12 protein-coding genes are annotated in these 12536 nt (G+C 58.2%); 4 read left to right on the forward strand and 8 right to left on the reverse strand.

The window, feature by feature from the left end:
• Window positions 1-4: 4 nt before the first annotated feature.
• Window positions 5-406, forward strand: a complete 402-nt coding sequence (locus tag ACR0J8_RS00560; RefSeq protein WP_480522583.1) for a hypothetical protein — start codon at window positions 5-7, stop codon at window positions 404-406.
• Here ACR0J8_RS00560 and ACR0J8_RS00565 read toward each other — a convergent pair whose 3' ends face one another.
• The 4 genes from ACR0J8_RS00565 to ACR0J8_RS00580 form a co-directional block, all read right to left on the reverse strand.
• Entirely contained in the window at window positions 407-1783 is a 1377-nt protein-coding gene (locus ACR0J8_RS00565; protein WP_480888802.1) for an MATE family efflux transporter, read from the reverse strand.
• A gap of 91 nt (window positions 1784-1874) precedes the next feature.
• Window positions 1875-2801, reverse strand: a complete 927-nt coding sequence (gene ppk2, locus ACR0J8_RS00570; protein ID WP_480522585.1) for a polyphosphate kinase 2 — start codon at window positions 2799-2801, stop codon at window positions 1875-1877.
• Between the two features lie 117 nt (window positions 2802-2918).
• Window positions 2919-3527, reverse strand: a complete 609-nt coding sequence (locus ACR0J8_RS00575; RefSeq protein ID WP_480888671.1) for a carboxymuconolactone decarboxylase family protein — start codon at window positions 3525-3527, stop codon at window positions 2919-2921.
• Between the two features lie 128 nt (window positions 3528-3655).
• On the reverse strand, window positions 3656-4474 hold the full coding sequence (locus ACR0J8_RS00580) for a class I SAM-dependent methyltransferase (protein WP_480522587.1): 819 nt from the start codon (window positions 4472-4474) through the stop codon (window positions 3656-3658).
• Window positions 4475-4645: 171 nt separating this feature from the next.
• Here ACR0J8_RS00580 and parE point away from each other — a divergent pair, with 171 nt between their 5' ends.
• The 3 genes from parE to ACR0J8_RS00595 all read left to right on the forward strand — a co-directional run bounded on the left by parE (window position 4646) and on the right by ACR0J8_RS00595 (window position 8111).
• Window positions 4646-6604: a DNA topoisomerase IV subunit B gene (gene parE, locus ACR0J8_RS00585; protein ID WP_480522589.1), complete on the forward strand. Its 1959-nt coding sequence runs from the start codon at window positions 4646-4648 to the stop codon at window positions 6602-6604.
• Window positions 6605-6612: 8 nt separating this feature from the next.
• Window positions 6613-7575: an MrcB family domain-containing protein gene (locus tag ACR0J8_RS00590; RefSeq protein ID WP_480522590.1), complete on the forward strand. Its 963-nt coding sequence runs from the start codon at window positions 6613-6615 to the stop codon at window positions 7573-7575.
• A 254-nt stretch (window positions 7576-7829) separates the two neighbouring features.
• Window positions 7830-8111, forward strand: a complete 282-nt coding sequence (locus tag ACR0J8_RS00595) for a hypothetical protein (RefSeq protein WP_170676297.1) — start codon at window positions 7830-7832, stop codon at window positions 8109-8111.
• 16 nt (window positions 8112-8127) lie between these two features.
• On the opposite strand, the gene ACR0J8_RS00600 is transcribed toward ACR0J8_RS00595, so the two are convergent.
• The 4 genes from ACR0J8_RS00600 to ACR0J8_RS00615 all read right to left on the reverse strand — a co-directional run bounded on the left by ACR0J8_RS00600 (window position 8128) and on the right by ACR0J8_RS00615 (window position 12477).
• Entirely contained in the window at window positions 8128-8898 is a 771-nt protein-coding gene (locus ACR0J8_RS00600) for an alpha/beta hydrolase (RefSeq protein ID WP_480522592.1), read from the reverse strand.
• 73 nt (window positions 8899-8971) lie between these two features.
• Complete coding sequence (locus ACR0J8_RS00605) at window positions 8972-9811, reverse strand: EamA family transporter (RefSeq protein WP_480522594.1); 840 nt, start codon at window positions 9809-9811, stop codon at window positions 8972-8974.
• A 72-nt stretch (window positions 9812-9883) separates the two neighbouring features.
• The gene (locus ACR0J8_RS00610; RefSeq protein WP_480522596.1) at window positions 9884-11029 is read right to left on the reverse strand and encodes an iron-containing alcohol dehydrogenase; all 1146 of its coding nucleotides are present in this window, start codon (window positions 11027-11029) and stop codon (window positions 9884-9886) included.
• Window positions 11030-11094: 65 nt separating this feature from the next.
• On the reverse strand, window positions 11095-12477 hold the full coding sequence (locus tag ACR0J8_RS00615; protein WP_480522598.1) for an aldehyde dehydrogenase family protein: 1383 nt from the start codon (window positions 12475-12477) through the stop codon (window positions 11095-11097).
• Window positions 12478-12536: the final 59 nt, after the last annotated feature.

Genomic DNA, 12536 nt, shown 5'->3' on the forward strand with positions numbered 1-12536 from the left:
AATCTTGTCGACAGACCTGCCGGAATACTATTTTCGTGTCCGTGAAAACGGAGCGGTCGTGTTCAAAATCGATACGGCAAATCGACACCGCCGGATCGAAATGGATCAGATCGCCGTTATCAACATCCGTAATGACGACATCAAACCTCATGGACAGCACACGCTTTCCGATGCTGACAAGGCCGAGATCCAACGCTGGATGACAGAACGTAAAGCCCTGTTGGCGAAACGTGATATTGATGACATTCACCGCGCGGTCGATTACCTGAACCTGACGACACAGTGGGCCCAGTCCAAGGCCACGGAAGAACAGCTTGAAGATGTCAGCGACCGATTGCTGATGGCGATGCACGACCTCCGGACTGTGCTTGTACGGAAGAAGGCCGATCGCCTGAACAAAAACTGATCAGGCCGCCGGTCTTTCGACCGGCAACCCGACCTCTCGCACGGACCTGAGCCAGAAACGGGCCATCAGCATCACCGCAGCGCAGGCCAGCCCAATGACAAGGCCAAGCCAAACTCCGATACCCTCCATACCCCGCATGAAGCCAAAGTAGTAAGAGGCCGGAATACCGATCACCCAATAGCTGAGCGCGGCCATCACCATTGGGATCTTGGCGTCCTGCACACCGCGCAACAAGCCCAGCGCGATGACCTGAGCGCCATCAACCAGCTGGAACAGGGCTGCCATGGCCAGAAGCCCGGTGCCGATCGCCAGAATCTGCGGACGCTCGGGGTTGTCCGCTTCCATGAACAGCGAAATCAACGGTTCGGCGCAGGTCAGAAACAGGATGATCGTCAGCACTGACACAACCAGCGACATCCCGGTTACGGCAATCGCGCCTTTTTCCAGGTGCGCTCGATCCTTCCGGCCCAGCGCGTTGCCTGCCCTTATGGTGGCGGCGTTTGAAAGGCCCAGGTGAACCATGAACGTTGCCGAGGCGAGGTTCAGCGCAATACCGTGCGCGGCCAGCGGTACCTGCCCGATCCATCCCATCATCAGGGCCGAAGTGGCAAACAGGGAAACCTCGGCCAGCATGGTCAGGCCAATTGGAACGCCCAACCGCAGAACACTGCCGAACATTTCCCAGTCCGGCCGCCAGAAACGCTGAAACAGGCTGTGTTCAGGCAAAACGCGCACGGCATAGTAGATGACGCAAATCAACGAAACGATCTGCGTGACAACCGATGCGATGGCGGCCCCCATGACACCAAGTTCCGGAGCCCCCCAATTGCCAAAGATCAGCGCGTAGTTCGTCACCGCGTTCACCAGGGCAGCGGCAACGGTAATCCACAAGACGATCTGCGTACGCTCCAACGCAGCCAGATAAGACTTCAGCACCATGACCAATAGCGCCGGGATGATCCCCCACCCTGCGACACGCAAGTACTCCGACGCTGTTTGAGCAACCTCCGGCTCCTGCTTCAGGGCGATCAGTATGGGATAGGACCACCAAAGCAGCGGCATGATCAGGGCCGAGTAAATCAGCGACAGCCACAACCCCATGCGGGTTGATCTTCGGATGCTGGTTTCGTTCTCCTCCGCCGCGGCCGTTGCGACCATGGGCATGACCGCCAAGCCGAACCCTGCGCCGAACAGGAACAGAACAAAGTAGTAGCTGCTGGCCAACGTCACCGCCGCCAGCGCTTCGACCCCGTACCATCCCAGCATGATGGTATCGGTCAGGCCGATCGCATACTGCGCAAGATGCCCGCCGATCAGGGGCAGGCCCAGAACGGCAATCGCGCGAAAATGGCCGGGATATGACATGACTTTGCTCATCGCAACAGCCATAGGCCCGGCCATCGTCAGGGACAAGAGCCGATCATCGAATTTTCAAACTGAGACTCCGAATTCCCGAAAGGCCAGACTCTTACAAACGCGCTTCGGGATGCAGCGACGTACCCAGCACGTGATCCGAACGATGTATGACGTGATGCGCCTGCCCGACGATCAGGGGATCAGGCTCGCCAACCAATTCCTGATCCTTGTCCGGGTAATCCAGCGTCGACAAGAAATGCCGCATACAGTTCAGCCGCGCGCGTTTCTTGTCATTCGATTTGACGATGGTCCAGGGCGCATCGGCAGTGTCGGTGTAAAAGAACATCGCCTCCTTCGCCTCGGTATAATCATCCCATTTGTCCAGACTGGCCTTGTCGATTGGCGACAGCTTCCACTGCTTAAGCGGATCGGTTTCGCGGCTCTTGAACCTGCGTTGCTGTTCGGGCTGCGTGACCGAGAACCAGTACTTGTATAACTGGATACCCGATCGCACCAGCATCCGTTCCAGTTCGGGCGTCTGCCGCATGAACTCAAGGTATTCGTTTGGCGAACAGAACCCCATCACGCGCTCGACACCTGCCCGGTTGTACCAGGACCGGTCGTAGAACACCATTTCACCGACCGTCGGCAACTCCTGCACATAGCGCTGATAGTACCACTGCCCCTTCTCTTCCCACGTCGGCTTGTTCAGGGCTACCACGCGGGCCTGACGGGGGTTTAGGTGCTCCATGAACCGCTTGATCGTGCCGCCTTTGCCGGCCGCGTCGCGCCCTTCAAACAGCAGAACAAACCGCTGGCCCGTCTCCTGCGCCCAAAGCTGCACCTTGAGCAATTCAGCCTGAAGCTTCGCCTTTTCCGCCTCGTAGGTTTTGCGCGCCATCTTGTGGCCGTAAGGGTACTTGCCGCTCTCGAAAGCGTGCCGGATTTTCTCGGCGCATGGCTGCGCGGCATCCTGAACTTCAGCCTGTACAGTATTGATCTGAGTGGGTTTCAAGTCGGTCTGGACGATTGCCGCCATGCATATGCTCCTGGGTTTCAGTGTTTCCCGGAACGCCTAGCAGAAACTCATAAAATTCGCTTTGATCGGCATCAAACTCTGACAGGCGCAACAGCCTGCCCACGCTCGCTTGCGCCCTTACCGATGGCCCCAATCGTCGGGATTGTCGGAGTTGTTTGGCGACAATCCCAAAACATCCCCCTTGGTCGAACACCCCAATCCCAAAACTGTCCGGTTGGCATAGGAAAAATAGGAACAGACCTGATTGATCTCGAGGATCTCTCCGTCGTCCCACCCCGCATCTCGCAAAGCGATCACATCGGCCTCGGTCAGTTCGGCCGGCGCTTCGGTCAGCTTGCGGGCATATCCCATCGCCGCCACCTGTGCCGCATCCAGTGGCGCCGTTTCCGGCTGTCGCGCCTCAATCGCTGCGCGTATGGCATCACCTCGCTCAGTGTCACCCAGCAACCTCTGCAACCCTTTGAAGTGATGTTCGACACAATAGCCGCACCGATTCAGCGAGCTGACCCAGACACCCAGGACTTCGAGAAACCATTTGGGAATCTGGTTGCCTGAATGGTGCAGCACGTTCTTGTAGATCGCCATGTGGCCTTCCATCGAATGCGGGCGCAGGCTGTGCGCCATCATGATGTTGTCCACGTTGTTGTCCGGGCCGGTCACTCGCTCATACAGCTTTCGCAACTTACCTTTCGCCTCGTCAAACGGAATGGTTTTGATCCAGCTCATTCGCAATCCTCTCTATGGGCCAAACGCCCTTGGCCGTGAACCCTCAGCGCTCTGTCGGGATATTGATGCCAAAGGAAAAGGCGGAACAAAAGTCCAGAAAACAGCAGACTAAGAAAAGTCCAGATCTGTCACGCTTGGGTCTTGCGGCAAACAAATGTCGTAGCCGACAACGGCATCGTCATTTCGGTTGGGCCAAAAGTGCGGTGCAGAGCAGACGCCATTTCCCAGGCAACGTCATCCGAAGAAACTCCGCCTCGGGATCTGATTTCATCAATCAATGGATTCCCGAAAACCAGAGCTTTCGCAAATGTCTCGGGTGCCTCAATGTGTTTGTTCAGTCGAATGGTCTCGTACCTGATGTCACCCCATCCTGCCTCGGCAAGGTCCGCCTTGACCAACTGTGGATCACCGTAGTGAAAGGGAACCTTATAAAACCCGGGCGGATCATCCGGAAAAAACTGTCGGGCCACTTCGTGAGCCATCTGCGAAAACGGGTTCTCGGACATTGCGCTCCACACGTTGAAAACGTAACGGCCGCCAGGCTTGATAACTCGGGCTGCCTCGCGGAACGAGGCAACTTTGTCGGGAAAGAACATCACTCCAAACTGGCAAACCATAAGATCGAAACGGGCTTCCTCAAATGGTAGATCCATTGCATCCGCGACTGAGAACCGGAGATTATCGCCCTCTTCGAGTTTCTTTTTTGCCACCTCCAGCATCGGCCCGTTCAGATCCGTCACCAGCAAACTGGCGTCCTTCGGTAATCTGTCGCGCAGCTTGCCACTGACAATTCCGGTGCCAGCCGCTAGTTCGATCACATTTGCCACGGCCTCTGCACAGCATTCGTCGACAAGCCGGTCTGCATAGTCGACAAAAATATTGGGCCCTAGCCCCTTGTCGTAATGCTCAGGAATCTCTCCAACAAAACCGGACGCGCTCGTGTTCATCAACCCACTCCTTTGCAATAAGGCCGTTGCTCGAACCCAGACTAGCAAATTACCGTCGATCAGGCGAAAACTCAGCCGCCAGCACATCTATCCACAACACCTCGCGCCCCTCTTCCCCCCGCACACATCACCTGCCATAATGGAGCAAACCCAAAAACAAGAGCAGCACCCATGCCCGACGATCTGTTGACGCCCAGCGCCACCGCCGCCTATGACGCCTCCTCGATTGAGGTGCTTGAAGGGCTGGAACCGGTCCGCAAACGCCCCGGCATGTATATCGGCGGCACGGACGAACGCGCTTTGCACCACATGGTTGCCGAAATCCTCGACAACTCGATGGACGAGGCCGTTGCGGGCCACGCCAACCGGATCGAGGTCGAACTGCACTCGGATTACGCTTTGACCGTGCGCGACAATGGGCGCGGTATACCGATCGATCCGCACCCAAAGTTCCCGGATAAATCGGCGCTGGAGGTCATTCTTTGTACCCTGCACGCGGGCGGTAAGTTCTCGGGCAAGGCCTACCAGACCTCGGGCGGTCTGCATGGCGTGGGTGCGTCCGTTGTCAACGCTTTGTCGGATTCGATGGTCGTGCAGGTCGCGCGCGATAAGACGCTGTTCGAACAGCGGTTCTCGCGCGGTATCCCGCTGGGCCCTGTCGAGAAAATCGGTGCGGCCCCCAACCGGCGCGGCACCACCGTCACCTTCCACCCGGATGAGGAAATATTCGGCCATCACCGGTTCAAACCGGCGAGGCTGTTCAAGTCCATCCGATCCAAGGCCTACCTGTTCTCGGGCGTCGAAATCCGCTGGAAATCCGCCATCGATGATGGTGAAACCCCGACCGAGGCGTCCTTTCACTTCCCCGGCGGTCTGTCGGACTATCTGAAAGAGACGATGAACGGTTCGTCCACCTATGCCGAGCAACCCTTTGCCGGCACCGTGGACTTTAACGAGAAATTCGGCGCCCCCGGCAAGGTCGAATGGGCGATCAACTGGACGCCCTCGCGCGACGGTTTCATCCAATCCTACTGTAACACCGTTCCCACGCCCGAAGGCGGCACCCATGTGGCCGGGTTCTGGGCCGCGGTCCTCAAGGGGATCAAGGCCTACGGGGAACTGATTAACAACAAAAAGGCCGGTCAGATCACCCGTGACGATCTGATCACCGGTGGCTGTGCGCTGGTGTCGTGTTTCATCAGCGAACCGGAATTCGTCGGCCAGACCAAGGACCGGCTGGCCACGGTCGAGGCACAACGGCTGGTCGAAAACTCGGTCCGCGACCATTTCGACAACTGGCTGGCCGCTGATACGAAATCCGCCGGGGCGATCCTCGACTTCCTCATCCTGAGGGCCGAGGAACGTCTGCGCCGACGGGCCGAGAAGGAAACACAACGCAAGTCCGCCACTAAGAAACTTCGTCTTCCCGGTAAGCTGGTGGACTGTAGTAGTTCAACACGCGACGGCACGGAATTATTCATCGTCGAGGGCGACTCGGCGGGCGGCTCCGCCAAAATGGGACGCGACCGCAAGACACAGGCCCTGCTGCCCCTGCGCGGCAAGATCCTGAACGTGCTGGGCGCCGCCAGTTCGAAACTGGGCACCAATGCCGAAATCAACGACCTGACGCAGGCTCTGGGTGTCGGCCTTGGCACCAAGTTCAACGTGGACGACCTGCGCTATGACAAGGTCATCATCATGACCGACGCGGATGTTGACGGGGCGCATATCGCCTCGCTGCTGATGACGTTCTTCTTCACCCAGATGCGCCCGATGATCGACGCGGGCCACCTGTATCTGGCCTGCCCGCCCCTCTACCGCCTGACCCAAGGCCCCAAGCGCGTCTATTGTCTGGACGAGGCCGAGCGGGATGAGTGGCTTGAGAAAGGTCTGGGCGGCAAAGGCAAGATCGACGTCTCACGCTTCAAAGGTCTGGGCGAAATGGACGCCAAGGACCTGAAAGAGACCACGATGGACCCGGCATCGCGCAAACTGATCCGCGTTACGATCGACGAGGACGAACCCGGCGAGACCGGCGACCTGGTCGAGCGTCTGATGGGTAAAAAACCCGAACTGCGGTTCCAGTACATTCAGGAAAACGCGCGGTTTGTGGAGGAGTTGGATGTCTAGGAGAAATAATGCTTCACCAAATGCTCGCCAGAATGGCGAGGGAGTTCGTTTTTGAACGAGCCAAATCTTTTGCCGGCAGCGATTTTGGGAATTTTGTTCGACACGACGTATCAATAGAAGCCAAGAAACAGTTAATATTTCTACCCTACGCGTTAAAGGTCAAATCTAGCGTTGGTGCAGGCAACTGGGCAGCTGTACCTTGGTTGGCTTTTTTTGACCCATTAGTTACTGAGAGCGCCACAAGAGGTTTTTACGTAGTTTACCTGATTAACGCACAATCAGAAGAAATTGTGCTGTCGATGAACCAAGGGACGACGGAAATATACAACGAGTTTGGCGAACGCAAAGGTCGTCAAGTTCTGCGCCGAAGAGCAATTGGCTTGGCGGAAAGGGTTCCAGAATTTGCCAAGCTGTTCTCTGTGGAACCAATTGATTTAGGCTCCACAGAGTCCCTACCGCTTGGGTATGAATCTGGCCATTCGTTTGGGCGCACCTATTCAGCAGCTCAAATCGATTCCGATCAGTTCTACAAAGACTTAGATACAATGCTGTCTGCCTATAATGCACTTGTAGATCGCGGTGGTACTACTCCCACAGACACCATGATGGAAGAAGCGGGAACAACAGACATAACAGAAACCCGCAAGTACTTTCTATCACGTCGCATAGAACGGACGCCGAATATTAGGAAGACCGTCCTTCAAGCGAGGGGTACTGTTTGCGAAGCATGCGGTATGGATCCTAAAATACACTTTGGCTTTGACGGTCCACTACAGAACACTCCGATAGACGTACATCACGCGAAGCCAATTAGCGGCTTGGCTGAAGGTGAAAGCCGTAGATATAGAATACCAGATGATTTCTTGGTTCTTTGTCCAACGTGCCATCGAATGATCCACAAGCAAACGGACGCTTCGGATGTAAATCTGCTGATAAACTCAATTCGATTTGAATATACGATCAAGAAGTAGATACGTCCGCCTTACAACTGGCTAACGACACTAGGTTTCATGTAACTGAATTGACCCATTTAAATGGAGTGGTTTATGCTGGCCAAAATTCATAGTTGACGCGTGACAACAGCCACCCTCCAAACACATCGCTTGCCTAACCCGCTGATCCCGTTCACACTTCCCCTCAATCCGTCACCAAAGAACGACATTTGAGGTTCCGAGCGTCCAAAACCCAATTTGACCACGAACAATTTTCCGAACGGGAGGACGACATGAAAACACTAACCCTCGGGCTGGCCTTTGCCGTGCTGGCCAGCCAGGCAAACGCGCAGCAGGCTCTGCTCACCGCGTCACCGATTCCGGTCGGGGCAGAGTTACGGTTCTGCTACTATCAGGGCATGGCCTATTCACTGGATTCCTTCGTGGTGATCTCGGGCGACAACACCGTCACCACTACCTCAACATCGCGAGAGGAACATCTGCTCCGCTGTGTCAAACGGGATGATGGCACGATGAGCTGGCGGCCACAAAGCAGCTTTCAGACCAGCCGGTGATGAAATGGCGGGCCTGCTAGCCCACCTTTCCATCCAACCAATCGGCAATCTGCCCGGCGGGTTTCTCCCAGCCGGGTTCCATGAACAAGAAATGCGCGTGATCCTTTGCGGGCATTAAGGTCGCGCGGTCTCCGTACAATTCCGCCAAAGCGCGGCAGGTGTCAGGGTTCACCGCCCGATCCTCGGTGCCTGAAACGATCAGCACGGGGCAGTCGACCTTGTCGATGTCGACCTTCATCGCGTGGTGGTCGTCGAACATCCAGAAGAACATCTCGAACATCACCCGGCCACTTTCGGCGCCCAACTGGTCAAACACCGCGTGTTGTTGCGCCTCGGGCATCTTGTTCAGCGCGAAGGGCGCCATCAGGTCGAACTCGACTCGCATGGGTTGCTTCCAGAACGCCCCGCCCTCCATCAGCGCGCGGGGGATGGCCCGTTCGTCGTCGGTTTCGGGCAAGGTGCCCCACGCTGCGTTCGGGTTGATAAGGACGATGGCGCTTGCCAACCCGCGCGAGGCCACCTGCTGGGCCACCACGCCCGCAATCGCATGGCCAAGGAGAACCGGCTTGCTGTCCAGTCCTTTCACAAATTCCGCGATGTCGTCCGCATAATCCATCACGCTGGTATCGGTCAGGCCCTGATCAGGCTCGGCCTTCGGATCTCCGCCGTGATGTCGCAATGCGGGTGTGTGGACGGTCCAGCCCCTGTCGCGGAAGAAACCCGCGTAATCCTGCATGCACCACGGCCCGGCAAAGGCCCCGTGGATCAGAACAATCTCTTTGGTCATGAAAACGCTCCCTCATCACTCCGACTCAATATGAGAGATCAGGGGCGCACTCAGCAAGATGGTCTTGGGGGGATTAAACGGCCAGCCCGATCAGCGCCACGCCAACGGCCATCAGAACCGCGGCCCCCAGCCGCCGCATCCAGTTGCCTTCTTTCAGGAAAATGAACCCGATCAACGCCGCGAAGATAACCGAGGTTTCGCGCAGCGCCGAAACCGCGCCCAGTGGGGCAAAGTTCTTGGCGTAAAGCACCAACCCGTAGGCCGCCATCGACACCAGGCCACCCAACAGGCCAACAACCCACACGTTCATAGGATAATCCGCCAGTTTCTTTCGCCTGCGGATGCCGACGAATCCGGCAATAAACAAGTGCAGAAAAGCCCCCCAGGCCCAGTAGCTGAGCGTGTTTCCCGACAAGCGCACCCCGATCCCGTCGAACACCGAATAGATCGAGATACACACCCCTGTGCCTATCGCGAACAACAGGGTCGAGCGCCCGAGCCCCGAACGTAATGCCCTCCAGTTGCTGAGCTGGATACCAACCGCGATCAAAGCAATCCCGGCCCAAGCCTGCAGGGGCAGCATTTCGCCCGCCAACAGCATCGCCCACAGGGACACCAGCGCCGGTACGATCCCGCGGGCGATGGGATAGACGACGCTCAGGTCACCGTGCTGATACGCCTTGCCCAGCATGAAATAGTACCCGAAATGCACGAAGGTCGAGATCAGGATGTAGGGGAAGCTCTCGGCGCTGGGCATGGGCAGTGCAGCAACCATGATCGCTCCGGGAATAGCCTGTCCAAGAGCCACCAAGCCCATGGTCGTGGTTCGGTCGGCCGCAGATTTGACTATTGCGTTCCAAACTGCATGCAGCATTGCAGCCGCCAAAGTGATGGCGATGACAAACGGGGTCACGTCCGAACCTTTCGTGAAACAAAACCGGCCCGCAAAACGGGCCGGTGTCCTATTGTCACAAAGAGAGGTGGATCACAACGCGGTGTTAAAGAGGTTTGTAAGGTTCTCTTTTGTGAGTTCGACCGGGTTTCCGCCGCAGGAGGGGTCGATGAGGGCGCCCTGGACGAGGTCCGGGATAGCGGCTTCGGTGACGCCCAGTTCGGAGAGCTTGCGCGGGATGCCGAGGCTGTCGTTGAAGTCCTGAACAAAGGCGCGGAAGCCGTCAAAGCCGCCATCGATGCCCAGATAGGCCGCGGCCTGCGCGAACCGGTCGGCGATGGCGGGGGCGTTGAAGTCCAGCACGGCGGGCATGCAGACCGCGTTGGTGGTCCCGTGATGGGTGTTGAAGTGCGCGCCGACGGGATGGCTCATGGCGTGGATCGCGCCCAGGCCCTTCTGGAAGGCGGTGGCGCCCATGGCGGCGGCGCTCATCATCTGGGCGCGGGCCTCGATATCGGTGCCGTCGGCATAGGCGCGCGGCAGGTAATCCTTGACCAGGCGCATCCCTTCCAAAGCGATGCCCTGGCTCATCGGATGGTAGTGTGGGCTGGAATAGGCCTCGACACAATGGGCAAAGGCATCCAGCCCGGTGCCTGCGGTGATGAACCTGGGCATGCCCACGGTCAGCTCCGGGTCACAGAGCACGACCGTTGGCAGCACTTTCGGGTGAAAGATGATCTTCTTGGCATGGGTTTCGGAGTTGGTGATGACGCTGGCGCGACCCACCTCCGATCCGGTGCCCGCGGTCGTCGGCACGGCGATGATCGGCGCGATGGCATCTGCGTCGGCGCGGGTCCACCAGTCGCCAATGTCTTCAAAATCCCAGACTGGCCGCATCTGACCCGCCATGAAGGCCACCATCTTGCCCAGATCCAGACCCGAGCCGCCGCCAAACGCGATCACCCCGTCATGGCCACCCGCGTTATAGGCCGCGACACCGGCCTCAAGGTTCTTCTCATTCGGGTTCGGGTCCACGTCGCTGAACAGGCCGCGCCCCAGACCGGCGGCCTCCATGATATCCAGCGTTGCCTTGGTGATCGGCAGATCGGCCAGCCCCTTGTCGGTGACCAGCAGCGGGCGTTTCATCCCGGCGGCCGCGCAGGCCTCGGGCAGTTCCCGGATTCGGCCTGCGCCGAATTTGATCGCGGTCGGATAAGACCAGTTTCCTTGAAGGCTCATGTCCTATTTTCTCTCAGTGTTCGGGCCCGTCCCGCAGAGGGGGAGAACGGGACGGGCGGGTATCCTCAGCCAGTCACTTTTTTTAGGTGATACGACTTTGGACGGGTCAGGTTGTGATAACCGATCACGGACAGTCCGCCGCCACGACCGGTATTCTTGCAGCCGGTCCAGCACAGGCCCGGGTCCAGGTAGTCGGCCCGGTTCATGAACACGGTGCCGGTCTCGATCCGGTCGCCGACCCGCGCGGCGCGGTCCACATCGCGGGTCCAGAGCGACGCGGTCAGGCCAAATTCGCTGTCATTCATCAGCGCGATGGCTTCTTCGTCCGAGGACACTTTCATGATGCCAACGACGGGGCCAAAGCTTTCGTCCCGCATCGCGCGCATGTCATGGGTGACGCCTGTAAGAATCTGGGGTGTCAGATAGGCGCCGCCATCATCCTCGGGGAAAGTGTCGATATGCGCCACCGCTCCAGCCGCAACCGCCTCGGCAATCTGCGCTCGCACCTCGTCGGCAAAGCGCACATTCGCCATCGGACCAATTGTCGTCCCGGTATCCAATGGGTTGCCTAGCTTATACCCCTTCACGATCTCAACAGCCTTGGCGACGAAGTCATCATACAGGCTTTCGTGCACATAGATCCGCTCAATCCCGCAGCAGCACTGGCCCGAATTGAACATCGCCCCGTCGATCAGCGTATCAACTGCCCCGTCCAGATCGGCATCCTCCATGACATAGCCCGGATCCTTGCCGCCCAGTTCCGTGCCGACACCGGTGAATGTCCCTGCCGCCGCGCATTCCATCGCCTGACCGCCCCCGACCGAGCCGGTGAAGTTGACGAAGTCGAACGCCTTGCCTGCGATCAGATCATTGGTCACGTCATGGCTCAGAAAAACATTCTGGAACACATCCTCGGGCACACCTGCCGAATGGAAGGCCTGCGCCATACGCTCCCCCACCAGCAGGGTCTGCGTGGCATGTTTCAGGATCACAGTGTTGCCCGCGATCAGCGCCGGTGCCACCGTGTTGATTGCGGTCATGTAGGGGTAGTTCCACGGCGCCACCACAAACACGACCCCGTGCGGGATGCGCTTGATATAGCGCCTGAACGTCTCATCCTCGCCCACCGCGATATCGGCCAGAGAGGTTGCGGCAATCTCGGCCATGTAACTGGCGCGCTCATTGAAGCCGCCGAACTCACCGCCATAGCGCACCGGGCGACCCATCATATGGGCCAATTCCGGCACGATCTCGTCGTTCATCGCGCCAACGGCGGCCACGCCCGCCATTACAAGATCAATCCGCTCCTGCAACGGCCGCGCCGCCCAGCCCGCCTGCGCCGCGCGGGCCTTTGCGGCCAGCTCAAACGCAGCTTCGCGCGACAGCACTTCCCGCTCGGCAAAAACCGATCCATCGACCGGAGAGATACACTTCAGTGTCTGGGCCATCCCAACCTCTTGACTGTTCGCAGGGCGCGCCCTGCTTCATCTTTTTCCAAATACTCTCG

The organism is Ruegeria sp. N11, from assembly GCF_056531525.1.

Excerpts from the sequence above, each read along its gene's own strand:
- ACR0J8_RS00610 (WP_480522596.1), bottom strand. The coding sequence starts at position 11,029 with ATGAGCCTTCAAGGAAACTGGTCTTATCCGACCGCGATCAAATTCGGC.
- ACR0J8_RS00575 (WP_480888671.1), bottom strand. The coding sequence starts at position 3,527 with ATGAGCTGGATCAAAACCATTCCGTTTGACGAGGCGAAAGGTAAGTTG.
- ACR0J8_RS00600 (WP_480522592.1), bottom strand. The coding sequence starts at position 8,898 with ATGACCAAAGAGATTGTTCTGATCCACGGGGCCTTTGCCGGGCCGTGG.
- ACR0J8_RS00565 (WP_480888802.1), bottom strand. The coding sequence starts at position 1,783 with ATGAGCAAAGTCATGTCATATCCCGGCCATTTTCGCGCGATTGCCGTT.
- ACR0J8_RS00590 (WP_480522590.1), top strand. The coding sequence starts at position 6,613 with ATGCTTCACCAAATGCTCGCCAGAATGGCGAGGGAGTTCGTTTTTGAA.
- ppk2 (WP_480522585.1), bottom strand. The coding sequence starts at position 2,801 with ATGGCGGCAATCGTCCAGACCGACTTGAAACCCACTCAGATCAATACT.
- parE (WP_480522589.1), top strand. The coding sequence starts at position 4,646 with ATGCCCGACGATCTGTTGACGCCCAGCGCCACCGCCGCCTATGACGCC.
- ACR0J8_RS00595 (WP_170676297.1), top strand. The coding sequence starts at position 7,830 with ATGAAAACACTAACCCTCGGGCTGGCCTTTGCCGTGCTGGCCAGCCAG.
- ACR0J8_RS00580 (WP_480522587.1), bottom strand. The coding sequence starts at position 4,474 with ATGAACACGAGCGCGTCCGGTTTTGTTGGAGAGATTCCTGAGCATTAC.
- ACR0J8_RS00615 (WP_480522598.1), bottom strand. The coding sequence starts at position 12,477 with ATGGCCCAGACACTGAAGTGTATCTCTCCGGTCGATGGATCGGTTTTT.